At 62.8% G+C, this 24827-nt stretch carries 25 protein-coding genes; 22 read left to right on the top strand and 3 right to left on the bottom strand.

What is annotated here, in order from left to right; all coding sequences use genetic code 11:
• Position 1: 1 nt before the first annotated feature.
• On the bottom strand, positions 2-553 hold the full coding sequence (locus BPNPMPFG_RS19850) for a DUF2269 family protein (RefSeq protein WP_258590386.1): 552 nt from the start codon (positions 551-553) through the stop codon (positions 2-4).
• Positions 554-881: 328 nt separating this feature from the next.
• Here BPNPMPFG_RS19850 and BPNPMPFG_RS19845 point away from each other — a divergent pair, with 328 nt between their 5' ends.
• From BPNPMPFG_RS19845 to BPNPMPFG_RS19805, 9 genes are all read left to right on the top strand, one after another.
• Complete coding sequence (locus BPNPMPFG_RS19845) at positions 882-1262, top strand: hypothetical protein (protein WP_258590385.1); 381 nt, start codon at positions 882-884, stop codon at positions 1260-1262.
• A 378-nt stretch (positions 1263-1640) separates the two neighbouring features.
• Entirely contained in the window at positions 1641-2174 is a 534-nt protein-coding gene (gene rcdA / locus BPNPMPFG_RS19840; RefSeq protein ID WP_258590384.1) for a protease adaptor protein RcdA, read from the top strand.
• A gap of 76 nt (positions 2175-2250) precedes the next feature.
• Complete coding sequence (gene ruvC / locus BPNPMPFG_RS19835) at positions 2251-2760, top strand: crossover junction endodeoxyribonuclease RuvC (RefSeq protein ID WP_095089535.1); 510 nt, start codon at positions 2251-2253, stop codon at positions 2758-2760.
• Between the two features lie 56 nt (positions 2761-2816).
• A complete protein-coding gene (locus BPNPMPFG_RS19830; protein WP_258590383.1) occupies positions 2817-3086 on the top strand; it encodes an AbrB/MazE/SpoVT family DNA-binding domain-containing protein in 270 nt (89 codons plus the stop codon).
• Positions 3064-3483 (top strand): type II toxin-antitoxin system VapC family toxin, encoded by a 420-nt coding sequence (locus BPNPMPFG_RS19825; RefSeq protein ID WP_258590382.1) that lies wholly within the window; start codon positions 3064-3066, stop codon positions 3481-3483. The genes BPNPMPFG_RS19830 and BPNPMPFG_RS19825 overlap by 23 nt, the downstream gene beginning before the upstream one ends.
• Positions 3484-3528: 45 nt before the next feature.
• Entirely contained in the window at positions 3529-4149 is a 621-nt protein-coding gene (gene ruvA, locus BPNPMPFG_RS19820; RefSeq protein ID WP_258590381.1) for a Holliday junction branch migration protein RuvA, read from the top strand.
• 67 nt (positions 4150-4216) lie between these two features.
• Positions 4217-4444: an AbrB/MazE/SpoVT family DNA-binding domain-containing protein gene (locus tag BPNPMPFG_RS19815; protein ID WP_258590380.1), complete on the top strand. Its 228-nt coding sequence runs from the start codon at positions 4217-4219 to the stop codon at positions 4442-4444.
• A complete protein-coding gene (gene ruvB / locus BPNPMPFG_RS19810) occupies positions 4441-5478 on the top strand; it encodes a Holliday junction branch migration DNA helicase RuvB (RefSeq protein ID WP_258590379.1) in 1038 nt (345 codons plus the stop codon). The genes BPNPMPFG_RS19815 and ruvB overlap by 4 nt, the downstream gene beginning before the upstream one ends.
• Positions 5479-5622: 144 nt before the next feature.
• A complete protein-coding gene (locus BPNPMPFG_RS19805) occupies positions 5623-6519 on the top strand; it encodes a metallophosphoesterase (RefSeq protein ID WP_258590378.1) in 897 nt (298 codons plus the stop codon).
• A 141-nt stretch (positions 6520-6660) separates the two neighbouring features.
• Here the strand turns inward: BPNPMPFG_RS19805 and BPNPMPFG_RS19800 are convergent, their stop codons facing one another.
• A complete protein-coding gene (locus tag BPNPMPFG_RS19800; protein WP_258590377.1) occupies positions 6661-7911 on the bottom strand; it encodes a glycoside hydrolase family 5 protein in 1251 nt (416 codons plus the stop codon).
• Between the two features lie 54 nt (positions 7912-7965).
• Here BPNPMPFG_RS19800 and ybgC point away from each other — a divergent pair, with 54 nt between their 5' ends.
• The 9 genes from ybgC (at position 7966) to ftsH (ending at position 18084) form a co-directional block, all read left to right on the top strand.
• The gene (ybgC, locus tag BPNPMPFG_RS19795) at positions 7966-8436 is read left to right on the top strand and encodes a tol-pal system-associated acyl-CoA thioesterase (protein WP_258590376.1); all 471 of its coding nucleotides are present in this window, start codon (positions 7966-7968) and stop codon (positions 8434-8436) included.
• 325 nt (positions 8437-8761) lie between these two features.
• On the top strand, positions 8762-9472 hold the full coding sequence (gene tolQ, locus BPNPMPFG_RS19790) for a protein TolQ (protein WP_258590375.1): 711 nt from the start codon (positions 8762-8764) through the stop codon (positions 9470-9472).
• A gap of 11 nt (positions 9473-9483) precedes the next feature.
• Positions 9484-9936 carry a protein TolR gene (gene tolR / locus BPNPMPFG_RS19785; RefSeq protein WP_258590374.1) on the top strand — a complete coding sequence of 151 codons (453 nt, stop codon included), beginning with the start codon at positions 9484-9486 and terminating at the stop codon, positions 9934-9936.
• An 8-nt stretch (positions 9937-9944) separates the two neighbouring features.
• On the top strand, positions 9945-11102 hold the full coding sequence (gene tolA, locus BPNPMPFG_RS19780) for a cell envelope integrity protein TolA (RefSeq protein ID WP_258590373.1): 1158 nt from the start codon (positions 9945-9947) through the stop codon (positions 11100-11102).
• Positions 11103-11141: 39 nt separating this feature from the next.
• Positions 11142-12452 (top strand): Tol-Pal system beta propeller repeat protein TolB, encoded by a 1311-nt coding sequence (tolB, locus tag BPNPMPFG_RS19775; protein WP_258590372.1) that lies wholly within the window; start codon positions 11142-11144, stop codon positions 12450-12452.
• Positions 12453-12732: 280 nt separating this feature from the next.
• A complete protein-coding gene (gene pal, locus BPNPMPFG_RS19770; RefSeq protein ID WP_258590371.1) occupies positions 12733-13236 on the top strand; it encodes a peptidoglycan-associated lipoprotein Pal in 504 nt (167 codons plus the stop codon).
• 224 nt (positions 13237-13460) lie between these two features.
• Positions 13461-14558: a tol-pal system protein YbgF gene (ybgF, locus tag BPNPMPFG_RS19765; protein ID WP_258590370.1), complete on the top strand. Its 1098-nt coding sequence runs from the start codon at positions 13461-13463 to the stop codon at positions 14556-14558.
• A 57-nt stretch (positions 14559-14615) separates the two neighbouring features.
• Positions 14616-16034 (top strand): tRNA lysidine(34) synthetase TilS, encoded by a 1419-nt coding sequence (tilS, locus tag BPNPMPFG_RS19760; protein ID WP_258590369.1) that lies wholly within the window; start codon positions 14616-14618, stop codon positions 16032-16034.
• A gap of 121 nt (positions 16035-16155) precedes the next feature.
• Positions 16156-18084 carry an ATP-dependent zinc metalloprotease FtsH gene (gene ftsH, locus BPNPMPFG_RS19755; RefSeq protein WP_258590368.1) on the top strand — a complete coding sequence of 643 codons (1929 nt, stop codon included), beginning with the start codon at positions 16156-16158 and terminating at the stop codon, positions 18082-18084.
• Between the two features lie 693 nt (positions 18085-18777).
• Here ftsH and BPNPMPFG_RS19750 read toward each other — a convergent pair.
• On the bottom strand, positions 18778-19620 hold the full coding sequence (locus tag BPNPMPFG_RS19750; protein WP_258590367.1) for a hypothetical protein: 843 nt from the start codon (positions 19618-19620) through the stop codon (positions 18778-18780).
• A 370-nt stretch (positions 19621-19990) separates the two neighbouring features.
• Between BPNPMPFG_RS19750 and glmM the strand changes: the two genes are divergently transcribed.
• From glmM to BPNPMPFG_RS19730, 4 genes are all read left to right on the top strand, one after another.
• Complete coding sequence (gene glmM / locus BPNPMPFG_RS19745) at positions 19991-21343, top strand: phosphoglucosamine mutase (RefSeq protein ID WP_258590366.1); 1353 nt, start codon at positions 19991-19993, stop codon at positions 21341-21343.
• A 255-nt stretch (positions 21344-21598) separates the two neighbouring features.
• Positions 21599-22432 carry an outer membrane protein gene (locus BPNPMPFG_RS19740; RefSeq protein ID WP_258590365.1) on the top strand — a complete coding sequence of 278 codons (834 nt, stop codon included), beginning with the start codon at positions 21599-21601 and terminating at the stop codon, positions 22430-22432.
• Between the two features lie 210 nt (positions 22433-22642).
• Positions 22643-23413: an outer membrane protein gene (locus BPNPMPFG_RS19735; protein ID WP_258590364.1), complete on the top strand. Its 771-nt coding sequence runs from the start codon at positions 22643-22645 to the stop codon at positions 23411-23413.
• Positions 23414-23632: 219 nt separating this feature from the next.
• On the top strand, positions 23633-24808 hold the full coding sequence (locus tag BPNPMPFG_RS19730; RefSeq protein ID WP_258590363.1) for a phosphoserine transaminase: 1176 nt from the start codon (positions 23633-23635) through the stop codon (positions 24806-24808).
• The last annotated feature ends 19 nt before the right edge of the window (positions 24809-24827 follow it).

Raw genomic sequence — 24827 nt, 5'->3', positions numbered from 1 at the left:
GTCAGGCGGCGCTCGGCACGAGGCGGCGGGTGCCGCCAAATGCCAATGCGGCGCCTGCTGCTACGACCAACGCCATGCCGGCAAGGATGCCGACGTCCTGCGTGGTCGGCTTGAACACCATGTCGGCGATGATCACCAGCATCACCGCATAGTCGAAGCGCGCGGCGCTCATCATACGCTGGCCGATGGCGAGAGCAGCCGGCGTGACGCCTTCCTTGGCGATCATCGCCCCCATGCGCTCGCCGGTTGGCTTGAAGATGAACATGCCGATCGAAAAGGTCGTGGCGTAGCCGACGAGACCGATGATGATCCACAGATCCGAGAAGCCGACCCAGAAGCTGCACATGATGAGACCGAAGATCAGGGTCAGCATCGACATCGGCGCGAAGAAACGGCCACCCAACTGCCCGCTGGCAAGCATCGCCTGCAACTTTTCCTCGACGTTGCCCGCGCGCTCGGCAAGCACGCCGAGCAGAAACAGCACGAAACCGCCCCCGACCCACAAAATGGCCGAGACGACGTGGAGGAATTTGACGATCGAGTACCAGTCCATGGCTTACTCCCTGAGGGTTTTTGGGAATTGCGGCGGAGCGAATTTGCGCCAGCCGACGAGGAGCGGGCGTTTAGCCTGGCGTGTGTTTCGGAACGATGTCGCGAAAAGACCGATTCTGTTTCGGCGGTTTCAGGCCAGCGCGGCGTCCAACAAGCACCGATGCGCGGATTCATTTTCTGGTATCGTGAGCGCGCCGGGAGGGGTCGGCGCGACATCGTCCTGAAACAGTGCCGATGCTAGTGCGCCGACGCCGGGAACCCGGTGGCGAAAAATCGCCTGACGATCAACCCATTCCCGGAACGGGAAGAGGCAATTCGAGGGGAACATTATGCAAGGGGTAGCACGGAATTTCTTTACGCTGGCCATCATCTATTCGCTATGCGGCATGGCTCTCGGCATTCACATGGCGATCAGCCAGGACCATGGCCAGATGCCGACCCACGCCCACATCATGGTCGCCGGATGGCTGATGTCGGCGGTCTTCGCCTTCTTCTATCACCTGTTTCCGGCCGTTGGGCAAAAGACGCTCGCCATGGTTCATTTCTGGCTGACGGCAATCAGCGGCATCGGGCTCATGATCGGCCTTTACATTCTGCTTGCCGGTAACGCCGCGATAGAACCGGTGCTGGGGATCGCCTCGATGGGTTTCTATGCAGGCATGCTGCTGTTTGCCTTCATCGCCTTGCCAGTGGTCTGGAAGAAGGCCTGAGCCGAGCCCGAACAAGCCTTCGCCGATGTGCTGTTCCGGCACAGAACGGCCGCGATTGCTCAAAAAACCATAGCGCCGTTAAGGCTTCATTAAGCTTTACAGGTGTTTACTATGTCCATCCAGTGATCTGGATTCTTACCGAGTGGTTGGAGCCACTTTGTTTGACGCCTCCCTGTTAAACTCCTGAGAGCCGCCTTATCCGCGGCTCTTTTTTTGTCCGCATTCGGGGGCACCCGACATCGGCTCGCCGTTAACCTTCTGTTAAACATGTGCTTGCCTTCACCGGTGACGAAGCGCATTTTCAAGCTTCAGTCACATAGGGTGCTGGGTGTATCGGCAGTGAGCCGAATCGGCCGGCTGTAGTGCAGGGGCGTATCAATGAACGAGCCTTCGAAGGGCAGTGCGAAAACCGTCAAGCTGGCGGAGCGCCGGGTTTTCACGCAATCCTTCAAGCCGCTCTACCAGGAAGGCATGGGTCTGGTCGAACAGGCCGCCGAATATCTCGACGGCAAGGGCCGCGCCGAAGCGAAGAAACTGTCGCGACTGGCGGCAACGCTTTATGCCGCTGAATCGATGCGTCTGACCACCAGGCTGATGCAGGTCGCCTCCTGGCTGCTCTTGCAGCGCGCCGCGAATTCCGGCGAGATGACCCGCGACCAGGTTGCGTCGGAAAAGTCCAAGGTGCGTCTCGACACCGCTTCCGCCCATGACGAAGCCGCCGGCTGGGCCGAACTGCCCAACGATTTCCTCGACCTCGTCACCCGCTCGCTGCGCCTGCAGGCGCTGGTGCGCCGCATGGACGAGGAGATCTACGGCTCCGGCGCCGTGGTCGACATGCAACCGATGGCTCGCCGCCTCAATCCGGTTTCCGACCAGATCAGCCTGCTCAACACGGCCTTCGCCCGGGGCTGAACCTCGGCCCGTCCGTTCGTTTCCGGTTTGTTCACATTTCGCTGGCATCGCTGTCCGCCGGAGGTAGACTGGCGGGATGGGGGAAGCGATTCGCATCATCGGTATCGATCCGGGACTTCGGCGCACCGGCTGGGGCATCGTCGAGAGCCTCGGCAATTCCTTGCGCTTCGTCGCCTCCGGCACCGTGCGTTCCGACGACAAGGCGGCCCTGGCGACGCGGCTGTGCCAATTGCATGACGGGCTCGCCGAAATCCTGCACACCGCCATGCCGCACGAGGCGGCGGTCGAACAGACCTTCGTCAACAAGGACGCGGTGGCGACGCTGAAGCTCGGCCAGGCGCGCGGCATCGCCATGCTGGTGCCGGCGCGCGCCGGCCTTGTCGTCGCCGAATATGCGCCCAACGCCGTCAAGAAGGCGGTGATCGGCGTCGGCCATGGCGACAAGAAGCAGATCCACATGATGGTGAAAGTGCTGCTGCCAAAAGCCACTTTCGATACCGAACATGCCGCCGACGCGCTGGCCATCGCCATCTGCCACGCGCATCACCGGCAGAGCGTGGCCTACCGGATGGCGCTGGCCGGTTAAGTCTGTTCTTGACTTGTTCACGGTATACCAGTAAGTAATACCGCAGAGGTATTACCATGCGCGTGACCACCAAAGGGCAAGTCACAATCCCCAAGCAGATACGGGACCATCTTGGTATCGGTCCGGGCTCGGAGGTGGAGTTCGTGGCGACCGAAGAGGGCGCTCGGCTTGTCGCCGTCAACGAAAACCTGTCCGAGGAGGAGGCAGCCCGCAGGTTCAGCGATGTCCTTGACCGGATGGAGGGAACCCTGGATTTGGGTGGCATGACGACCGACGAGTACATGGAGTGGTTAAGGGGGCCGCGTGAAGATCTCGACGTTGATTGACACGAATGTCCTGATCGACGTCTGGGGACCGGCCGGACCGCTGACAAAATGGTCGGCGTCGGCGATTGCTTCCTGCCGTCGCGACGGAGCCTTGGTGGTCAACACGATCGTCTGGTCCGAGCTTGCGCCGCTGATAGCGACGGAGACGGCGCTTAAAAAAGCGGTCGACATGCTCGAGATGGATCGCGAGTTTCTGCCCTGGGACGCGGCATTCCTTGCGGGCGTCACGCATTCCCGCTATCGCCGGGCCGGTGGGGTTCGTGAGCGGACGTTGCCAGACTTTTTCATTGGCGCCCATGCGATGGTTGCCGGACATCGCCTGCTGACCCGCGACGCTGCTCGCTACCGCAGTTATTTCCCGGATATCGACATCATCTCTCCTGAAACGCACCCATGAAGGCCCCATCTTCCATGAAAGATCTGGCATGATCGGAAAACTCACTTGATCGGCAAACTCAAGGGCATGCTCGACGAGATCGACGAGGACCATTGCCTCGTCGATATCCATGGCGTCGGCTATGTCGCCTATTGCTCGGCGCGCACGCTGGCCGCGCTGCCTTCGCCGGGCGAAGCGGTGGTGCTGTTCATCGAAACCTATGTGCGCGAGGACATGCTGCGGCTCTACGGTTTCCAGTCGCAGTTGGAGCGCGAATGGTTCCGGCTGCTGATGAACAATGTGCCGGGCGTCGGCGCCAAGGTGGCGCTGGCCATCCTGTCGACACTGGCGCCGGCCGATCTCGCCAATGCGATCGCGCTGCGCGATATCGCCATGGTTTCCCGCGCGCCTGGCGTCGGCAAGAAGGTGGCCGAGCGCATCGTCACCGAGCTGAAGAACAAGGCGCCGGCCTATGCGGGCACCGCCTCGGGCACGATCGGCCTGAAGCAGGAACTCGGCGAAGGCGTTGCACCGGCGCCGATCACCGACGCCGTCTCGGCGCTGGTCAATCTCGGCTATTCACGCGACACCGCCGCCAATGCGGTGGCGGCGGCGCTGAAGACAGCGGGCGAGGATGCCGATGCGCCGAAGCTGATCCGCTTCGGGCTGAAGGAACTGGCGCGGTAAAATGGGCGGATATGCGAGTTTGACCTCGAAGGGACGACTTACAATCCCAAAGGATGTCAGAGATCAGTTGTCGATCAAGGCAGGTGACACGATCGCCTGGACGGTTGTGGACGGCCGCCTGATCGGGACGCCGCGTACCCTCGATTTTGCCGATCTTGCGGGGTTTCTAGGCGATCCCTCTGGCGGTCTCGCGATGTTGGAGGAAATCGACGCTGCAGTGAGGGACGCTGTGGGTCGCCATGTTGTTGGCGATACGAAACACCACGGACGAGAGGGCTTCGGGGTGTCAACATGAGCCTGTCGCCCCGTCTCATTGCCCCCGAGAAGCGCGGCGAGGATGCCGAGCAGACCTTGCGGCCGCAGACGCTTGACGATTTCGTCGGCCAGGCGGCGGTGCGGGCCAATCTCAAAGTGTTCATCGAGGCCGCCAAGGGCCGCAACGAGGCGCTCGACCATGTGCTGTTCGTCGGGCCGCCTGGTCTCGGCAAGACGACGCTGGCGCAGATCATGGCGCGCGAGCTCGGTGTCAATTTCCGCTCGACCTCAGGCCCGGTCATCGCCAAGGCCGGCGATCTCGCCGCGCTGCTGACCAATCTCGAGGAAGGCGACGTGCTGTTCATCGACGAGATCCACCGGCTGAGCCCGGCGGTGGAGGAAATCCTCTATCCGGCGATGGAGGATTTCCAGCTCGACCTGATCATCGGCGAGGGACCGGCGGCGCGCTCGGTCAAGATCGACCTTGCCCGTTTCACGCTGGTCGCCGCCACCACGCGGCTTGGCCTGCTCACCAATCCGCTGCGCGATCGTTTCGGTATCCCGGTGCGGCTCAATTTCTACTCCGTCGAGGAGCTGGAGCAGATCGTGCGGCGCGGCGCCCGCATCCTGCAAATGCCGCTCGGCGACGATGGTGCGCTGGAGATCGCGCGGCGCGCGCGCGGCACGCCACGCATTGCCGGAAGGCTGCTGCGCCGCGTGCGCGATTTCGCCTCGGTCGCCGGCGATGGCCACGTCAACCGCCAGATCGCCGACGAGGCTTTGACCCGGCTGGAGGTCGACGCGCTCGGCCTCGACGCGCTCGACCGCCGCTATCTGTCGATGATCGCCCGCAATTTCGGCGGCGGCCCGGTCGGCATCGAGACCATCGCGGCCGGCCTGTCCGAGCCGCGCGACGCCATCGAGGACATCATCGAGCCCTATCTGATCCAGCAGGGTTTCATCCAGCGCACGCCGCGTGGCCGGGTGCTGACGGCCAACGCCTGGCGGCATCTCGGCCTCGACGCGCCAAAGGATCTGGCGCAGCAGCAGATCAACCTGTTCCAGGAAGAGTAGCTGCCCGGCGATTGGGCGCGGGATCAAGGAGACGTGAACGCCCTTGCGCAAAATCTCCTCAGCTTTGTCGGTTTGCCGGCGCAATCGTGGATTTTATCGGAGGCTTGCGGCACACCGCTGCGATCCGAGGGCCGGAGCCAATCCATGATAACCAGACGCGGGTTTCTGCGCTTCGTCGGCGGTTCCTTCCTGTCGGTCGCCGCGTTCAGCGCCTATGCGGTCGGCATCGAGCTGATGCTGCTGACGCATGTGAAGCGCTACGCGTTGACGCCACCGCATTGGCCGGCGGGATTGAAGCTGCGCGTCGTCGCGCTCGCCGACATCCATGCCAGCCGGCCATGGATGACGCCGGAGCGGATCGCTTCGCTTGTCGAAGACGCGAATACTCAGCAAGCGGACCTGATTGTCCTGCTTGGCGACTACATCGCCGGCATGCCTTTCGTGACAGGGCCGGTGACGCCATCGCAATGGGCGTCCGCGCTGTCGGGTCTCAAGGCGCCGCTCGGCGTGCTGTCGATCCTTGGCAACCATGACTGGTGGAGCGATGGCTTCGCGCAGCGGGCAGGCGCCGGCCCGACCATAGCGCGCAAGGCATTGGAGAAGGTCGGCATCCCTGTCCTGGAGAACGATGTCGTGCGCCTGGAAAAGGACGGGCATGGCGTCTGGATCGCCGGGCTCGCCGACCAGCTGGCCCTGCTGCCGACCAGGGACCGCACCGGCTGGAAGGGGCTGGACGACCTCGACGGCACGCTGGCCAAGGTCAGCGATAGTTCGCCGGTCATCCTGCTCGCCCATGAGCCCGATATCTTTCCGACCGTGCCGTGGCGGGTGTCGCTGACCCTGTCCGGCCACACCCATGGCGGACAAATTCGGCTGTTCGGCTATTCGCCTGTCGTGCCGTCGCGTTTCGGCAATCGCTATGCCTATGGCCATGTCGTCGAGAATGATCGCAATCTGATCGTCTCGGGCGGGCTTGGCTTCAGCATCGTGCCGGTGCGTTTTGGGATGCGCCCTGAAATCCTGTCGATCGACCTTGGCTAGGGCGGTTGATATTCAGGTGATGCCGGTCTGCAAATGGCCAATACCTGCGCTTCCGGTACTCACGGACCCAAATGTCCGCTCCGTTCCGGTTCTCGGTATCAGCCATTTTCGACTCGGCCTGACCTGAATCTCAACCGCCCTTCAGTGAAGAGAACGGACCACGTTCATCACATCGGGCTCGGCCTTGTCGCCGTTGAAGGCGTCGACGATGCCGAAGGCGCCGCCATAACTCCACACCGACCATGAGAAGCCGTGCGTTTCGGCGCGCGCGATCATGTCCCGGACATAGGCGGCCCGGTACGCAGCCGGCATCACATAGGCGTTGCCGTATTCCTGGCGGATCATGCCGAATTCGCCCAGCGTGATGTTTTGCGGCTTGATGCCATTGGCCTTCGCCCACGCCTCGACCTTCTTGAACGGCGCATCCATCAGGCCGAGCAGCTTGTCGGGACTGTCCATGCTGGCGACCTGTTCGTCGAGATAGGCAAGCAGGCCGCTCTGCCGTGTCCACGGTGCCTCGGCCTTGATCCTGGCGCGGATGGTGTCGAGCGTCACCCCGAGCTGTTCTTTTGGTACGGCGGTCAGCGGATAGGGCAGGCCGGTCACGTAAGGAATGAAGTCGCCGGCCCAGGTCGCGCCCTGATGGGTGAGCAGGAACGGATCGTAGGAGTGGAACGTCCAGATGACATTGTCGTCCAAGATCGTCTTCGGATCGATCTTCTCCAGGGACGCAGCCGCCGAATAGCAGGCGCCGGTCAGCACCAGGGTCAGTTTGGTCGCCGAGGATCGCGTCGCCGCGAACAGTTTTTGCTGGCGGTCCGGCCACAGGCTAGTGCCGTCGCTGTCGCAGTCGACGATCGGTTCGTTCATCAACTCCAATGCGACCGTTTTGGGATCTTCGCCGGCCAGCGTGCGCGCCATCTTGCGCACCATGTCGACATAGGCGTCGAAGGTTTGCGGGTTATCCATCACCTCGGCCATGCCGATCTTGCGGCTGCCGCCGGCCGGGATCAGGTGCATGTCGACGATGACCTTCAGGCCGGCGCGGTTGATCATGCGCACCGAGTCCAACACGCTGGCATAGAGGTCGTCGCGCAAGGCCACGGTCTGGCCGGACAGGAAGGGCGACGGATCGACCGGCACGCGCAGGAAATCAAAACCCGCTTCCCTCAGCGCCTTGAGGTCATCTTCCCTGAGGAACTTGCGCCATTCCGGATAGGGCAGGATGGCCTTGGCGTCGCCCCACTGGTCCTCGCCCGGCCATGTCGTCCACTGGTCGAGGTTGAGGCCGCGCTTCATCGAGAAGGTCGCCGCCTGGCCGGGCCAGGCCAGAGCCACGAGCACAAGCAGTGCCGCCATCCAGGTCTTGATCATCGCCGTCAACAGTGCCATCGGGTTCATGCGCCGAAAAATACCTGCCTTGTCGGGAGTGAAAAAGGAAGCGCAATGGACGATCATGATGAATCGGCGGCGTTGCTGTCGGGGCTTTCCGGGGCGCTGACGGAGTTCGGCCACCGGCTGATGGCGCGGGTCTATTACGCCGACACCGATTTCTCCGGCGTCGTCTACCATGCGCGCTATCTCGAATTCTTCGAACGCGGCCGCTCCGATTATCTCAGGCTGACCGGCGTGCATCACACCGAGCTTGCCGATGGCAAGCATGGCGAGAAGATCGTCTGGGTGGTGCGTCGCATGGAGATCGACTTTCGCGGCCCCGCCCGCATCGACGACATCCTGACGGTCGACACCCGCACCGAGGACATTTCCGGCGCGCGCATCTTCATGGCGCAGCAGCTCAAACGCGGCGGTGAGGTGCTGGTCGAGGCCAAGGTCGAGGCGGCGATCATCGGCGAGAATGGCCGGCCAAGACGCTTTCCGAAGGAATGGGTGGCGGCATTCATGCCGCGGGTGTGCTGATATTCAGGTGATACCGGCCTGCAAACGGCTCGGTCTGACCTGAATCTCAGCACACCCTGGGCGGCCAATGAATTGACGGCATTGCGACACCGCTGGCGTGGCAATGCGCCGCGCCTTATGTCCTAACCCATCCTTAACCATAACGGTTCATGAAGAGATTGGTGAAGATTGGCGCGATCAAGCGCCTTCCTTTCACCAATATTTGCCCCGAAAAGGCCACCAACGGCGCGGTTTGGGGTTGTTCCGGTAGCTTCGTGCGAACCGACCACAAAGGATGCCAGGGGCCAGCCGCCAGCTTTGCCCGGAAAATCTTAAGGACGTAACGATGGAAAATATCGCACTCGCCGAACCGGGCGCGCAATTGTCGATTTGGGCGCTGTTCATTTCGGCCAGCTGGGTGGTCAAGCTGGTCATGATCGGCTTGCTCTGCGCCTCGGTCTGGACCTGGGCTATCATTGTCGACAAGCTGGTTTCCTATGCCCGCATGCGGCTGTCACTCAACCGTTTCGAACAGGTGTTCTGGTCGGGGCAGTCGCTGGAGGAGCTCTACCGGACGCTCGCCGACCGCAAGACCACCGGCATGGGCGCGATTTTCGTCGCCGCGATGCGCGAGTGGAAGAAGAGCTTCGAAAAGGGCGCCAAGACGCCGCTCGGGCTGCAGACCCGCATCGACAAGGCGATGGACCTGGCGCTGACCCGCGAAATGGAAAAACTCGAGGGCCGTCTCGGCTTCCTCGCCACCACCGGCTCTGCGGCTCCCTTCATCGGCCTGTTTGGCACCGTCATCGGCATCATGACCTCGTTCCAGGCGATCGCCGGCTCCAAGAACACCAGTCTCGCGGTGGTCGCGCCCGGCATTGCCGAAGCGCTGCTGGCGACCGCCATCGGCCTGCTCGCCGCCATCCCCGCCGTCATCGCCTACAACAAACTGTCGTCTGATGCGAGCAAGATAGCAGTGCGCATGGAAGGGTTCTCCGACGAGTTCTCCGCCATACTCTCGCGCCAAATCGATGAAAAAGTGGCCCCCAAGGCCTGAGGAGCAACAGAATGGGTATGTCCGTAGGCATGGGAGGACGCGGTGGGCGCGGCCACAGGCGGCGCGGCCGCCACCATGCGCTGATGTCGGAAATCAACGTCACGCCGATGGTCGACGTGATGCTGGTGCTGCTGATCATCTTCATGGTCGCGGCACCCATGCTGACGGTCGGCGTGCCGATCGACCTGCCGGACACGCAGGCCAAGGCCCTGAACGCAGACACGCAGCCAATCACCGTCTCGATCAACGCCGCCGGCCAGATCTATCTCCAGGAAACCGAGATCCCGATCGAGGAACTGGTGGCCAAGCTGCAGGCGATCTCGAAGACCGGCTATGAAGAGCGCATCTTCATTCGTGGTGACAAATCCACCGATTATGGCACCGCCATGAAGGTGATGGCCCGCATTTCGGCCGCTGGCTACAAGAACATCGGCCTCGTTTCACTGCAGGAACAAGGTCAATAGACAAGAAGATGAAGACCGGCCTCACCACATCGGTGATCTTGCATGCGGCGGTGCTGGCCTTCGGCCTGTTCACGTTGTCGGCGCCGGCCGCACTGCCGGCCGCCGATGTCGAGTCGGTGGCGGTCGATATCGTGCCGATGGAAGCCATCGCGCAGACACTGCAGGGCGACAAGAAGTCCGTGATGCATGAAAAGCCGGCGCCGCTGCCGACCCAGCGCCCGGACGTCGTTCCGGATGCTCGGAGGGTGGGCGAGAACAGCGTCGACACCGAAAAGCCGATAACGCCGGAAGCCAAGCCGAAGCCCGTCGACACGACATCGGCGCCGCCGCCCGCGCCGACGCCGATCGAAAAGCCGAAGCCCGAGGACGTGCCGAAGCCGCAGGAAAAGCCCAAGCCCATTCCGGCGACGGAAGTGGCGCCGGAGCCGCAGCCCAAGGCGGAGGTCAAGCCCGAGCCGGTCAAGCAGACGGACCCCAAGCCGACACCGGCCAAGCCGGCGCCGACACCGCCGCCGCAGGACAAGACCGCTGCGATCGATCCGACGCCCGTGGTCAAGCCGGATGCCGTCGCCGAAGCCATAGCCAAGGATCCGCCCACCGAAGAGACGCAACTGCCGAACTTGGCGCCCGCACCGGAAGCGCGGCCGAAGCCGCAGCCGGCGCAGGCCGAAAGCGCCAAGGCGCCGGACCGTAAGGATGCCGAGAAGCCGGTCAAGGACGCCTCGTCGAAGCCGAAGTCCGACGACAAGCAGTTCAACGCCGACGAGATTTCCGCTCTGCTGGATAAGCAGAAGCCGTCCGGCGGCGGCGCCAAACGCTCGACCCAGCAGTCGTCGCTCGGCGGGGCCAAGGATCAGGGCCAGAAGCTGTCGAGGACCGAGATGGGCGCCTTGTCGGATCAACTTGGTGGTTGCTGGACACTTCCAGTTGGGCTCGAGGGCTCGGAGAATTTCGTCGCCGTGGTCCTGTTCAACCTGGATGCCTCCGGCAAGCTGGATGGCCGGCCGACCGTCGAAAAATCGAGTGGAAACCGCCAGTTCGACGAGAGTGCCGTGCGCGCGGTTCAGAAATGCAACATGGCTGGCCTCCAGGTTCCGGCTGGCAAGCAGGACATCTGGGCCCAGGTCCGGGTCACTTTCGATCCGAGGGAGATGCTCGGCCTCTAGGGCCGGCTTCCCAGAATCAGCGAAGAGAAGCGAGAAGACATGAAATTCATCCTCAAGCCGCTCCTGATGGTCGCAACGATAGCGCTGGGCTCGATGGTTGGCGCCGTCATGCCGGCATGGGCACTCGTCGAGATCAACGTCAACAAGGGCAATGTCGAGCCGCTGCCGATCGCCATTACGGATTTTCAGGGCGGCGACGCGCTTGGCGCCCAGATTTCGCAGATCGTCACCGCCGACCTGAAGCGCTCAGGGCTGTTCGCGCCGATCGACAAGAATGCCTTCATCGAGAAGATCGCCAATCCGGATGCGGCTCCCCGTTTCGACGATTGGAAGGTCATCAACGCGCAGGCGCTGGTCACCGGCAGCGTCAGCAAGGAAGCCGACGGACGTATCCGCGCCCAGTACCGGCTTTGGGATACCTTTGCCGGCCAGCAGATGGCCGGCGAGCAGTTCTTCGCCAACGACGCCAATCAACGGCGCGTCGCCCACATCATCGCCGACGCCATCTACGAACGGCTGACGGGCGAAAAAGGCTATTTCGACACCCGCGTCGTCTTCATCGACGAATCCGGCGCCAAGAACGCGCGCAAGAAGCGCCTCGCCATCATGGACCAGGACGGCGCCAACGTGCGCTATCTCTCGGACGGCAAGTCGATCGTGCTGACGCCGCGGTTCTCGCCGAACCGGCAGGAAATCACCTACATGTCCTATGAAAGCGGTCAGCCGCGGGTCTACCTGCTGCAGATCGAGACCGGCCAGCGCGAACTGGTCGGCAATTTCCCCGGCATGACCTTTGCGCCGCGCTTTTCGCCCGACGGCCAGAAGGTGATCATGAGCCTGCTGCGCGACGACGGCAATTCCAACATTTTCGCCATGGACTTGCGGAGCCGCTCGACGACGCGGCTGACCAATTCGACCGCCATCGATACCTCGCCGTCCTATTCGCCCGACGGCAGCAAGGTGGTGTTCACTTCCGACCGTGGCGGCCGCGCGCAGATCTACGTGATGGGCGCCGACGGCTCGGGCCAGAACCGTATCTCCTTTGGCGACGGCGTCTATTCGACGCCGGTCTGGTCGCCGCGGGGCGACCTCATCGCCTTCACCAAGCAGACCGGTGGCGAATTCCAGATCGGCGTCATGAAGACCGATGGCTCGGGTGAGCGCATCCTGTCGTCCGGCTTCCAGCAGGAAGGGCCGACATGGGCCCCGAACGGCCGCGTGCTGATGTTCTTCCGCGATTCCGCCGGGGGACCGAAGCTGGTCTCGGTCGACCTCACCGGCCGCAACGAACAATCGATCCCGACGACGAACTTCGCCTCCGACCCGGCCTGGTCGCCGTTGCTGGAGTAAGAGACGAATTGGAGAAATGAAGAATTGAAGAGATGGAGAAACAAGTGATTTCTCTCTTCAGTTCTTCGATTCCTCAACTCTTCAATTCGTTCTTTTCCACGTCTTGGTCGCGTTTTGGCCGTATTTACGCCTAGGGTCCGCGTGAAATGTGGCTTCAGGCCAAACGGCTGCGGACGGGCAGCCTAAACCAAATTTTAACCGTGTTTCTTGAATGCCGGTTAACCCAAACGTGGTTACTGGGTGATCAACGAAATCACTCGAAATGCGAAGGAGAGGCGGCATGGGCCGTATCGCAGCACTTACCAGAAACCCGGTCATGATCGCGCTGGTGGCGATGCTCGCCATCGCCGGTTGCGCCTCGAAGAAGATGAACAATGCCGCCGACCTCGGCCTCAACGGCGCTGGCGCGGCAACGCCCGGTTCGGCGAAGGACTTCACCGTCAACATCGGCGACCGCATCTTCTTCGACACGGACTCGACCGCGATCCGTGCCGACGCGCAGACGACGCTGGCGCGCCAGGCGCAGTGGCTGAACCAGTACAAGCAATATGCCATCGTCGTCGAAGGCCATGCCGACGAACGCGGCACGCGCGAATACAATCTGGCGCTCGGTGCCCGCCGTGCTGCCGCCACCCGCGACTTCCTCGTCGCCAAGGGTGTCTCGGCCAGCCGCCTGAAGACGATTTCCTACGGCAAGGAGCGTCCGGTCGCGGTGTGCGACGACATCTCCTGCTGGTCGCAGAACCGCCGTGCGGTCACCACGCTCAGCGGCGCCGGTTCCTGAGGCGTCATGCGGCCGACCGGCGCGTCATAGAGAACGCGGCGGTCTGGCGGCAAAAATGCAACACACCCTTACGAAAGGCGGCCCTGGGCCGCCTTTTTCATATCCGCATGTCCCAAACAAAATTTGGCCGAAGTCTCGGGTCCTGCTATGAGCCGAGGGCGCTTGGCTGGTCCCACTCTGATTGGAAGGCGCGAACAAGCTAACGAAATCACGGCGAGAGGCACATGCATTTGAGATCGGTTCTGAGCGGCACGCTTGCGCTGCTGCTCCTATCAGGCGTCACCGCCTTGGCTAGCGGCTTGGGGGCGAGCGGCACAGGGCAATCAACCGACAGCGGCTTTTCCTTCCATCTGCCCAGCATAGAGTTGCCCAGCATTTTCGGCGAAAAGAAGAAACCGGATCAGGCTCAGCAGCTCGCGCAGCAATCGAACGGCACCGGCGTGACCGCGCTGGAGGACCAGTTGCGGCAGATGAATGGCAAGATCGAGGAGCTCAATTTCCAGGTCCTGCAGATGCAGGAGCAGATCCGAAAGCAGCAGGAAGACAACGAGTTCCGCTTCCAGCAGCTCGAAGGCGGCACGCAGGGCCGGCAGCCGCCGGCACAGAAGAAGTCGGACGCCACCACCACCGATACCAACACCAATGTGGCGGCTGCCCCGGCAAAACAAGCGCCGGCCGTTGCAGGCACCGCGCCCGCCGGCGGCCAGAGCGTCGAGGACGTCATCGTCGAATCGCCCAATGGCGATCCGGGCACGGTGGTGCCCGGCACGCCGGCCAAGACGTTCGGCACCATCACCGTCGACAAGAACGGCAATGTCATCGATGCCGGCGGCAACACCCAGGCGACGGCGCCGGTGCAAGACACCGCGCCAGTCACCGGCGCCCCGGCCAAGGCCGGCAAGTCCGGCGGCACTGTGGTCGCGGCATTGCCCGCCACCAACGACCCGGAGGAACTTTACCGCAACTCCTATCAGTTCATCCTCTCGGGCGACTACAGCACCGCCGAGCAGGGATTCCGCGACCATATCGCTCGCTTCCCCAAGGATGCGAAGACGGCGGATGCGCATTACTGGCTGGGCGAGTCCTTGCTCGGCCAGCAGAAATACCGCGATGCGGCCGAGACTTTCCTCGCCGCCAGCAAGGATTACCCCAAGGCCAAGAAGGCTCCCGACATGTTGCTGAAGCTCGGTGTGTCGCTGGTCGGCCTCAAGCAGCATGATGTGGCCTGCGCCACCTTCAGCGAGATCGGCAAGCGCTACCCCGACATCTCCGGTGCGCTCAAGGAACGCGTCAAGCAGGAAAGGGCGCTGGCGGCGTGCTGATCCTCCCATGCCTAGCGTTGCCACAAGAACGGCACCACTTTTGGGCGACATGCACTGATGCTCGACACCGAGCCTGACCTTTCGAAACGCCTTTTTTCGCATATCGATTTTACCAACGGCGCCGTTGCGGCCGTGTCCGGCGGCAGCGACTCGACCGCCCTGCTCCTTCTTCTCAAACAACATCTCGACCGCACGGCGCCGGCAACGAAGCTGCTGGCGGTAACGATCGACCACGGTCTGCGGTCCGGTTCGGCCGCGGAAGCGCAAGCGGTCGCGCAGCTGTGCGCCACGCATGCCATTGAGCACCGCACGCTGACATGGTCGGGGCACAAGCCGTCGACCGGTCTGCCCGCCGCCGCACGGGAGGCGCGCTACCGACTGCTGGCCGAGGCAGCGCAGGCGCAAGGCATCGGCCTGATCCTGACCGGCCACACCGCCGACGACCAGGCTGAAACGGTGCTGATGCGGCAAGTGCGCACGGAGAGATTGGCGCGTGATGCGGACCGAGGCCACGCCGAGACGGCAGGCCGAGGCCATGCCGAGATGGCAGGCCGAGGACTTGCCGGCATGGCGCCGGCCACTCTTTATGACTGGCGAAACTGGATTGTGCGACCACTTCTCGGGATGCGGCGCGCGGCACTGCGCGACGTCCTGCGACGTCAAAATGTCGGCTGGGTCGATGACCCGACCAATGCCGACGAGGCTTTCGAGCGGCCGCGCATGCGGGCAGCCCTTGCCGACCGCAACGGCGTGCGGCGCGTCGACGATGCGCTGGCGCTGGCCGCGCATGAGGGCAATGCGCGCCGGCAGCTCGGCCTGGCCGCCGCGGACCTGATCCGCGATCTGGCGACCCAGCCGGCCGTCGGGCTCATTCGTCTTGACCCGGGTTTTTTGAACGCCGGCGACGAGCGGGCGGCCGTCTATGCATTGCGCATCCTGCTGGCCACGACCGGCGGGATTGCCCTGCTGCCGGATCGGGCCCGCAGCGAGGCGCTGTTTGCCCGGCTGAAGGCCGGATTTCTTTGCGCCACATTGTCGCGGACGGTGGTCGATTCCAGGCGCGCCGGCATCTTCCTGCGCCGCGAGGCGCGCGGTCTGCCGCCCGCCGCCGTAGCCAGCGGCGATATCCTCTGGGATGGCCGCCGGGGCATCACATTGAACGACAGCAGCGGCGCATTGTTGATCGCCCCGTTCGGGGCAGCAGCCAAGCGGCAGGCGATCGGCGAAGGAAAAACCCCGCCGAGCCTGATGCGCGCCGCGCTCGCCGCCGAGCCGGCGCTATGGCAAGCCGTTGAATGCCTTGGTTTGCCGGAGGATAGCCAGGCGCCTGATATGGCCGAAGCGCGGCCGGTCGTTGCGCCCTTTGCCCACTTTCTGCCGTCCTTCGATCTGGCGCCGGCGCGGGCCGTCGCCGGGCTGATTGGCGCGGCCCCGGTTCCCGCTCTGCCTTTCAGCGGCCACAGTGCCGGTCGATGATGGGCGAAAGCTTAACCCAGACGTGCTGTTCTGCTTGGCAAGGGGGGACGCCCTCCCTATGTTAGGCGCAAGTTTCCTCTCATGACGCGTGTCCGCCCTGCGGACCCCAACGGGACAATTGATGAATCCGAACTATCGCAACCTCGCGCTCTGGGCGATCATAGCGGTCCTGCTCATCGCCCTGTTCAATCTGTTCCAGACACCGCAGACGCGTGGGGCCTCGAGCGATGTGCCTTATTCGCAGTTCCTGCAGGATGTCGCGGCCGGCCGGGTCAAGACGGTGATCATCGCGGGCGAACGCATCACCGGCACCTACACCGACAATACCAGCGGCTTCCAGACCTATTCGCCCGGCGATCCGTCGCTGGTCCAGCGGCTGCAGGACAAGAACGTCACCATCAACGCGCGGCCTGAGACCGACGGCTCCAATTCGCTGTTCGGCTATCTGATCTCGTGGCTGCCGATGATCCTCATCCTCGGCGTCTGGATATTCTTCATGCGCCAGATGCAGTCCGGCTCCGGACGCGCCATGGGCTTTGGCAAGTCGAAGGCCAAGCTTTTGACCGAGGCGCATGGCCGAGTCACCTTCCAGGACGTTGCCGGCGTCGATGAAGCCAAGGAAGATCTGGAAGAGATCGTCGAGTTCCTGCGCGATCCGCAGAAGTTCCAGCGGCTCGGCGGCAAGATTCCGCGCGGCGTGCTGCTCGTCGGCCCTCCGGGAACCGGCAAGACGCTGCTCGCCCGTTCGGTCGCCGGCGAAGCCAATGTGCCGTTCTTCACCATTTCCGGTTCGGACTTCGTCGAGATGTTCGTCGGCGTCGGCGCCAGCCGCGTCCGCGACATGTTCGACCAGGCCAAGAAGAATGCGCCCTGCATCATCTTCATCGACGAAATCGATGCCGTCGGCCGCCATCGCGGCGCCGGTCTCGGCGGCGGCAATGACGAGCGCGAGCAGACGCTGAACCAGTTGCTTGTCGAGATGGACGGCTTCGAGTCCAATGAAAGCATCATCCTGATCGCCGCCACCAATCGGCCCGACGTGCTCGACCCGGCGCTGCTCAGGCCGGGCCGCTTCGACCGCCAGGTGGTGGTGCCGAATCCCGACATCGTCGGCCGCGAGAAGATCCTCAAGGTGCATGTGCGCAACGTTCCGCTGGCGCCCAATGTCGACCTCAAGGTTATCGCGCGCGGCACGCCGGGCTTCTCCGGCGCCGACCTGATGAATCTTGTCAACGAATCGGCCCTGATGGCCGCACGGCGCAACAAGCGCCTGGTGACGATGGCGGAGTTCGAGGACGCCAAGGACAAGATCATGATGGGCGCCGAGCGCCGCTCGTCTGCCATGACACAGGCCGAGAAGGAACTCACCGCCTATCACGAGGCAGGCCACGCGATCATGGCGCTCAACGTGCCGTCGGCCGATCCGCTGCACAAGGCCACCATCATCCCGCGTGGCCGGGCGCTCGGCATGGTCATGCAGTTGCCGGAAGGCGACCGCTATTCGATGAGCTACAAATACATGATCTCGCGCCTCGCCATCATGATGGGTGGCCGCGTCGCCGAAGAGTTCAAGTTCGGCAAGGAGAACATCACCTCCGGCGCCTCTTCGGACATCGAGCAGGCAACCAAGCTGGCGCGCGCCATGGTCACGCGCTGGGGCTTCTCCGACAAGCTTGGCCATGTCGCCTATGGCGACAATCAGGAAGAAGTCTTCCTCGGCCACTCGGTTGCCCGGACACAGAACGTCTCGGAAGAGACGGCGCAGATCATCGACGCAGAAGTGCGCCGCCTGATCGACGAGGCTTATTCGTCGGCGAGGTCCATCCTAACCAAGAAAAAGAAGGAATGGATCGCTCTGGCGCAAGGCCTGCTGGAATACGAGACGCTGTCCGGCGAGGAGATCAAGCAGCTGATCGCCGGCCACAAGCCGGCGCGCGATCTTGGCGACGATACGCCGCCGAGCCGTGGCTCGGCCGTGCCGAAGTCCGGCGGCCGCCGCAAGAAAGGCCCCGAGCCCGAAGGCGGCATGGAACCGCAGCCGTCAAGCTGACAAAGACCGCTGATTTCAAGGAAACGCCGCGGCTTCAAACCCGCGGCGTTTTTGTTTGCAAGTTAGCCGACAGTGGGAAAGTCCGTCGCCTGTCGGGGATTTCTCCGCACAGAGATCGGCAGTTTCGCCGATTCCTTTGTATCGGAGGAGATTGCGAAACGGTGCGACAGCTTGATCTCCCCTCCTTGCGGGGGTAGGGCAATCGCATTTGAGACGCTGAGGTTTTCGCTCTACGAACACCCCCACCCCTAGCCCCTCCCCACAAGGGGGAGGGAGACTTCCGCAGGCGCTGATCTCGGCAAACTGTCGATGTCTCGACGCCAAAGATGAATAAGAGCACGCGGCAGCATCCCCTCCCCCTTGTGGGGAGGGTTAGGGTGGGGGTTCATCTTCGCAAAAATCCATATGTGATTGCGCTGCTTGCGGGGGGAGATGCCCGGCAGGGAAGAGGGGTGCTATCCCGCCGACCTGTCAGCCAATTGGAGGAGCCACGCTCCTCGCACCGATTCCGTATGGAGCGCGACAATGGAAGGCAGGCGATCCTTCCCCCTCCGTCCTGCCGGACATCTCCCCGCAAAGGGAGATCGGCAGCGTCGCCGCTGGCGACCGCAGGACTGCCCTCCGCGGGCAATGAAAAAAGCCCGCGAACCTTGCGGTTCGCGGGCTTTGCTTTTCTTCAGATGCTGTTGTCGCTCAGCCCTTCAGCTTGGCGTTGCAGAGGCTGTAGAAGCCGCCGCCCTTCTGGATCCACTTGAGGCCGCCAAGCGCGTTCGCGTCCTTGTTGGCATAGTACTGGTCGAGGCAGGTGTGCATGCGGCCCTTGCCGGGGGTCTCGCTGGCGTATTTCGCTGCGATCGCCTTCGGGAAGGTCACGCCGCTGGGCGCAACCGTCGAGGGCTTCTCCGGCTCAGCCTTGTAGTTCGCCTCGTCGGCGGCCGGCACCGTCTCGTCGTCCGATGCACCGGCGCCGCATTCGGTCTTGCGGAAGTCGTTCCACTTCATGCCTTTCAGCGTGTTGGCCGTCTTGGCAGCCTTATACTTGGTGCTGCATTCGGCCATGCTCAGCCCTTTGCCGCCGCTGGCGGCGGCGGCCGTGGTGGTCGCGGCGGCCTTGGTTGCCGGCTTGGTGGCGGCGGCGGCGGATGCGCCGGCGGCGCATTCGGACTTGCGGAAGTCGTTCCACTTCATGCCGTTCAGCGTACCGGCGGTCTTCGCCGCCTGGTACTTGGCGCTGCATTCCTTCGCCGTCAGGCTCTTGGCCGTGCTGTCGGCCGCAGCGGCGGTGGCCGCCTTGGCCGGCTTCGTTTCGGCCGCCTTGGTGGCTGCTGCCGGCTTGGTGTCGGTGGTGGCCGCGGCGTCGGTGCCGCACTGCGCCTTGCGGAACTGGTTCCAGGTCGCCCCGGCGAGTGTCCCGGCGTCCTTGGCGGCGTTGTACTTCGTGCTGCACTCGGCCATCGTCAGCGCGTTGGCTGGCGCAGCCAGGAATAATGTCGCGACGGCGAGGCCGGTCAAAGTGGCAAGTCGGTGGATGAGCATAGCGTTTCTCCGTTGCAGCAGCCCATAGTACGTCCCTGCAAATCAATAACGCTCAACGGTCGGTTGCGCCAGATGCTAAGTGGCGTATATATCGCCGAAAGCCGGTTTTTCCCGATAAGGTGATGAAATTGTTGCCTGTTGCCAGGCTTCAGAGCAAGATTTTCCAGGTGCATCCGCGCGGAAAGGCTCGCATGACTGGTATATTGCAGCGTGGCGGTCCCGGCATGTTGGGAGGGAGCCATGTTGTGTGCAGTGCACAACAATGATTTTCTAAGGATTCGTAACATATAATCACACAATGTGATCATAGCACGTCGGCTAAGTGTGGCATGACGTGCGCGCGGCGAAACCGTCAAGGACTTTAACAAGCATGGCAGGGAATTACTTCGGCACGGACGGCATTCGCGGGCGCGCCAACAAGTTTCCGATGACCGCGGAAATCGCGATGCGGGTCGGCATGGCCGCCGGCCTTTCCTTCCAGCGCGGCAGTCATCGCCATCGTGTCGTGCTCGGCAAGGACACCAGGCTTTCCGGCTATATGATCGAGAACGCGATGGTGGCCGGCCTTTGCGCAGCCGGCATGGACGTGTTCCTGCTCGGCCCGATTCCGACGCCTGCGGTCGCCATGCTGGTGCGTTCGCTGCGCGCCGATATCGGCGTGATGATCTCGGCTTCGCACAATCCCTATTACGACAACGGCATCAAGCTGTTCGGTCCAGACGGCTACAAGCTCTCCGACGAGATCGAAGAACGCATCGAGAGCATGCTCGACAAGGATATCGAGCTGGCACTCGCCGATTCCGACGGGCTTGGCCGCGCCAAGCGCGTCGACGGCGTGCATGACCGCTACATCGAATTCGCCAAACGCACCTTGCCGCGCTCGATGTCGCTTTCCGGCCTCAGGATCGTTGTCGATTGCGCCAATGGCGCGGCCTACAAGGTGGCGCCCGAGGCGCTTTGGGAACTCGGCGCCGAAGTCGTCGCCATCAATGTCGAACCCAACGGTTTCAACATCAACAAGGAATGCGGCTCGACCCATCCCGCCGGCCTGCAGAAGAAGGTGCACGAAGTGCGCGCCGACATCGGCATCGCGCTCGATGGCGATGCCGACCGCGTCGTCATCGTCGATGAGAACGGCGCGATCGTCGATGGCGACCAGATCATGGCGCTGATCGCCGAATCCTGGCACCAGAGCGGGCGGCTCGCCGGCGGCGGCGTCGTTTCGACCGTGATGTCCAATCTCGGCCTCGAGCGCTTCCTCGGCGACATGAAGCTGCAATTGCACCGCACCAAGGTCGGCGACCGCTATGTCGTGGAGCATATGCGCGCGCACGGGCTGAATGTCGGCGGCGAACAGTCGGGCCATATCGTGCTGTCGGATTTCTCGACCACCGGCGACGGCCTCGTCTCGGCGCTGCAGGTGCTGGCTTGCATCAAACGGCAGGGCCGGCCGGTCAGCGAACTGTCTAAGAAATTCCAGCCGGTGCCGCAGCTTTTGAAGAACGTCCATATTTCCGGCGGCAAGCCGCTCGAGGAAGCGCCGGTCAAGGCGGCCATCGAAGACGCGCGTAACCGCCTCGGCAAGGCCGGGCGCCTGGTCATTCGACCCTCGGGCACCGAGCCGCTGATCCGCGTCATGGCCGAGGGTGACGATCCGCAGCTGGTCGAGGCCGTCGTCAATGATATCGTCGATATCATCTCGGAAACGCGCAGCGCCGCCTGATCCCCAGCGCGCCCGTAAGGGTGTCGTGCCGCAGCTATCTCCACCCGCTCAAAGCCCGCCTTTCCGGCGGGCTTTTTTGTGACCGGGCGGCCGATCCCGGGTCTCGAAGACGCGTCTTGATCCCTTCGACGTTTGGAGATTCGTGGTTAAGCAACAGGGTTAAACGCCTTTTAACCTTTGCAATTCATTATCCACGACTGAAAGCAAATCGCATTCGGACGCGATCGCCGTTCCGACTTCCTAGGGGTGACAAGCATGTTCAATACAGCAAGAAAGGCCCTGTTCGCCGCTCTGTTCACAGGCCTGGCCTGGCCGGTGTTCGCGGCCGACCTCCCCGAGCCGGTGGTCGAAGAGGCTCCGCCGCCGGTCTATGAGCAGCCGGCCGATGTCGGCGGCTGGTATATTCGCGGCGACATCGACTATCACAAGTCGACTGTGCGCGGTATCGACTATATGACCTACACCCTCGATCCCTGCAATTGTAACATCATCCCCGGCAGCAAGAGTTTCGATTTCGGCAAGCTCAAGGGCGGTTTCTCGCTTGGAGCCGGCGTCGGCTACAAGATCAACGAGCACTTTCGTACGGATCTGACCGCCGATTACTGGTTCAAGTCGAACTTCGATGGCGGGACCTCGGATGCCGTGTCGACCTCGACCGAAGTGTCGAAGATGAGTGCCTTGCTGCTGCTTGCCAATGCCTATGTCGATCTCGGCACCTATCACGGCATCACGCCTTACGTCGGCGCCGGTATCGGCGGCGCGCGCGTCCAATGGGATGATCTCAGGGATCCGAACACCACCGAGTTCAACCCCGGGGCGGCCAACTGGCGTTTCGCTTACGCTCTGATGGCGGGCGCTTCCTACTGCCTGACCGACAAGATCATCCTCGATGCGGGCTATCGCTACAGCCACATCCAGGGCGGCCGCATGTTCGAATGGGACGCGAGCAGCGCCGGGCCGGGCTTTGACGGTGGCATCAGCACACACGAGGTGCGCGGTGGCCTGCGCTACCAGTTCGGTGGCAGCAACGGTTGCGCCGCTCCCGTGGCGGCCTATCAGCCCGAACCCGAGCCAGTCTACACCAAGTAACACTTGCATTGCTTGAAAGTTCGCGAACCGCCCGGCATCAGCCGGGCGGTTTTCGTTTGGGTCACCTGCAGTGAAACTGTCCGCCAGAAATGAATTCGCTAACGCTCTGTTAGCCTTAACCGGCACTTAACCACTATGGTTAACAATGCTCCTTGAAACGATGGCTGCCGTTGCAATTGCTGGTGGCGCCAAATTCGGGAGTCGCGGACCATGAAACTCACATCGCGTATGGCGCTGGCGCTTACTGCACTTGCCTTTGTACCGCTTACGCCCGCGGTCGCGGCCGATTACGATCCGCCGATCTATGTCGACCAGGCGCCGGACTACAAGCCTGTGGAAGTCGGCTCGGGCTGGTATCTGCGCGGCGATGTCTCGTATCTGGTGAAGAAGAGCTTCAACAATGAGGACTTCGCCTTCACGCCGGCAAGCTTCGATGACAAGGAAAATCCCGTTTTCGCCAGCATCGGCTTCGGCTACCATTTCAACGACTATCTGCGCGCCGATCTCAATCTCGGCTATCTGCCCGGCAACAAAATCGGCCTTGGCTACGACGATTCATTGATCGTGACGCCTCCGACGCTGTCGACCGTGGCATCGGCATCCCTGAAAAACTACGCCTTCTCGGGCATCCTCAATGGCTATGTCGACCTTGGTACCTATGTCGGGATCACGCCCTATCTCGGCGCTGGCGTCGGAATTGTTCGTAGCACGCGCAAGCTTTCGGCGAGCTACATCGATAACAATGATCCCACCAACAATCTCATCCAGCAAGACGACAAGACAAAGTACTCCTTGGCTTATACGTTGAATGCGGGCCTTGCCTATCAGGTTTCCAAGAACGTTTCCGTCGATCTCGGCTACCAGTACTTCTCTGCGCCGGACGCCGAGTATGTGACCGCCGAGAGCCTGACCTCCTTTCCGGTCCACAAGGGGATCAGCAACCATCAGGTCAAACTCGGGTTGCGCTACGACCTCTGGTAGGCCTGACCCACACGGCAAGGCTTGGCACATGCGAAACATATACGGCGGATCTCTTCGGTCCGCCGTTTGCGTTTGAAGTCACGACATCCTGATCGCAGATCGCCAGTATCCCGACAGCGACAAAAACTTTCCTCTTGACGCCCGAAGCCTGAACGCATATCGCCGTCCGTGGGCCACCCCTCCCCAACGAGGGGCCACTATCTGGAAGGATAGACCACGATGACGACGCATACGAAGCCCGGACTCCGTCCGGCAAATCCCAATTTTTCCTCAGGTCCCTGCGCAAAACGCCCCGGCTGGTCGGTCGAGGCGCTGAAGGCTGCCGCGCTCGGCCGTTCCCACCGCGCCAAGATCGGCAAGACCAAGCTCGAACAAGCGATCGGGCTGACGCGGGAAATCCTCCAGGTCCCGGCGGACTACCGCATCGGCATCGTGCCGGCGTCGGACACCGGCGCGGTCGAGATGGCGCTGTGGTCGCTGCTCGGCGAGCGCGGCGTCGACATGGTCGCCTGGGAGAGTTTTGGCTCCGGCTGGGTCACCGATGTGGTCAAGCAGCTGAAGCTCGCCGACGTTCGCAAGATCGAGGCCGACTATGGTCAATTGCCGGATCTGGCGAAGATCGACTTCGACCGCGATGTGGTCTTCACCTGGAACGGCACCACGTCGGGTGTGCGGGTCCCGAACGGCGATTTCATTCCTGCCGATCGCAAGGGCCTGACCATCTGCGACGCGACTTCAGCGGCCTTCGCGCAGAGGCTCGATTTCGAAAAACTCGATGTCGTCACCTTCTCCTGGCAGAAGGTGCTGGGCGGCGAGGGCGCGCACGGCATGCTGATCCTGTCGCCCCGCGCCGTCGAGCGGCTGGAAACCTACAAGCCGGCCTGGCCGCTGCCAAAAATCTTCCGCCTGACCTCGGGCGGCAAGCTGATCGAGGGCATCTTCAAGGGCGAGACCATCAACACGCCGTCGATGCTGTGCGTCGAGGACTATCTCGACGCGCTCAACTGGGCGAAGTCGATCGGCGGCCTTGAGGCGCTGATCGCCAGGGCGGATGCCAATGCCGCCGTCCTCGACGGCTTTGTCGGCAAGTCCGCATGGCTCGGTCATCTCGCCGTCCTGCCGGCGACGCGCTCGAACACCTCCGTCTGCCTGTCCTTCACCGACCCAGACGTGTCCGCGCTCGACGCCGACGGACAAGCGGCTTTCGCCAAAGGGCTGGTCTCGGTGCTCGACAAGGAGGCTGTCGCCTACGACATCGGCGCCTATCGGGACGCACCGCCCGGCCTGCGCATCTGGTGCGGCGCGACGGTCGAGACGTCGGATCTCGAAGCGCTGCTGCCTTGGCTCGACTGGGCCTTCGCCGCGCAGAAGGCGTCGCTCAAGGCCGCGGCCTGATTGCGAAGGGCCGGGTGGG

This window comes from Mesorhizobium sp. AR07 (assembly GCF_024746815.1).
GTDB lineage: Bacteria > Pseudomonadota > Alphaproteobacteria > Rhizobiales > Rhizobiaceae > Mesorhizobium.
The sequence above is the reverse complement of the archived record's forward strand: the minus strand, read 5'-3'. Positions and strand labels throughout refer to the sequence as shown.

Coding starts and splice junctions, on each gene's coding strand:
- BPNPMPFG_RS19850 (WP_258590386.1), bottom strand. CDS start 553: ATGGACTGGTACTCGATCGTCAAATTCCTCCACGTCGTCTCGGCCATT.
- BPNPMPFG_RS19845 (WP_258590385.1), top strand. CDS start 882: ATGCAAGGGGTAGCACGGAATTTCTTTACGCTGGCCATCATCTATTCG.
- rcdA (WP_258590384.1), top strand. CDS start 1,641: ATGAACGAGCCTTCGAAGGGCAGTGCGAAAACCGTCAAGCTGGCGGAG.
- ruvC (WP_095089535.1), top strand. CDS start 2,251: ATGGGGGAAGCGATTCGCATCATCGGTATCGATCCGGGACTTCGGCGC.
- BPNPMPFG_RS19830 (WP_258590383.1), top strand. CDS start 2,817: ATGCGCGTGACCACCAAAGGGCAAGTCACAATCCCCAAGCAGATACGG.
- ruvB (WP_258590379.1), top strand. CDS start 4,441: ATGAGCCTGTCGCCCCGTCTCATTGCCCCCGAGAAGCGCGGCGAGGAT.
- BPNPMPFG_RS19805 (WP_258590378.1), top strand. CDS start 5,623: ATGATAACCAGACGCGGGTTTCTGCGCTTCGTCGGCGGTTCCTTCCTG.
- BPNPMPFG_RS19800 (WP_258590377.1), bottom strand. CDS start 7,911: ATGGCACTGTTGACGGCGATGATCAAGACCTGGATGGCGGCACTGCTT.
- ybgC (WP_258590376.1), top strand. CDS start 7,966: ATGGACGATCATGATGAATCGGCGGCGTTGCTGTCGGGGCTTTCCGGG.
- tolQ (WP_258590375.1), top strand. CDS start 8,762: ATGGAAAATATCGCACTCGCCGAACCGGGCGCGCAATTGTCGATTTGG.
- tolR (WP_258590374.1), top strand. CDS start 9,484: ATGGGTATGTCCGTAGGCATGGGAGGACGCGGTGGGCGCGGCCACAGG.
- tolA (WP_258590373.1), top strand. CDS start 9,945: ATGAAGACCGGCCTCACCACATCGGTGATCTTGCATGCGGCGGTGCTG.
- tolB (WP_258590372.1), top strand. CDS start 11,142: ATGAAATTCATCCTCAAGCCGCTCCTGATGGTCGCAACGATAGCGCTG.
- pal (WP_258590371.1), top strand. CDS start 12,733: ATGGGCCGTATCGCAGCACTTACCAGAAACCCGGTCATGATCGCGCTG.
- ybgF (WP_258590370.1), top strand. CDS start 13,461: ATGCATTTGAGATCGGTTCTGAGCGGCACGCTTGCGCTGCTGCTCCTA.
- tilS (WP_258590369.1), top strand. CDS start 14,616: ATGCTCGACACCGAGCCTGACCTTTCGAAACGCCTTTTTTCGCATATC.
- ftsH (WP_258590368.1), top strand. CDS start 16,156: ATGAATCCGAACTATCGCAACCTCGCGCTCTGGGCGATCATAGCGGTC.
- BPNPMPFG_RS19750 (WP_258590367.1), bottom strand. CDS start 19,620: ATGCTCATCCACCGACTTGCCACTTTGACCGGCCTCGCCGTCGCGACA.
- glmM (WP_258590366.1), top strand. CDS start 19,991: ATGGCAGGGAATTACTTCGGCACGGACGGCATTCGCGGGCGCGCCAAC.
- BPNPMPFG_RS19740 (WP_258590365.1), top strand. CDS start 21,599: ATGTTCAATACAGCAAGAAAGGCCCTGTTCGCCGCTCTGTTCACAGGC.
- BPNPMPFG_RS19735 (WP_258590364.1), top strand. CDS start 22,643: ATGAAACTCACATCGCGTATGGCGCTGGCGCTTACTGCACTTGCCTTT.
- BPNPMPFG_RS19730 (WP_258590363.1), top strand. CDS start 23,633: ATGACGACGCATACGAAGCCCGGACTCCGTCCGGCAAATCCCAATTTT.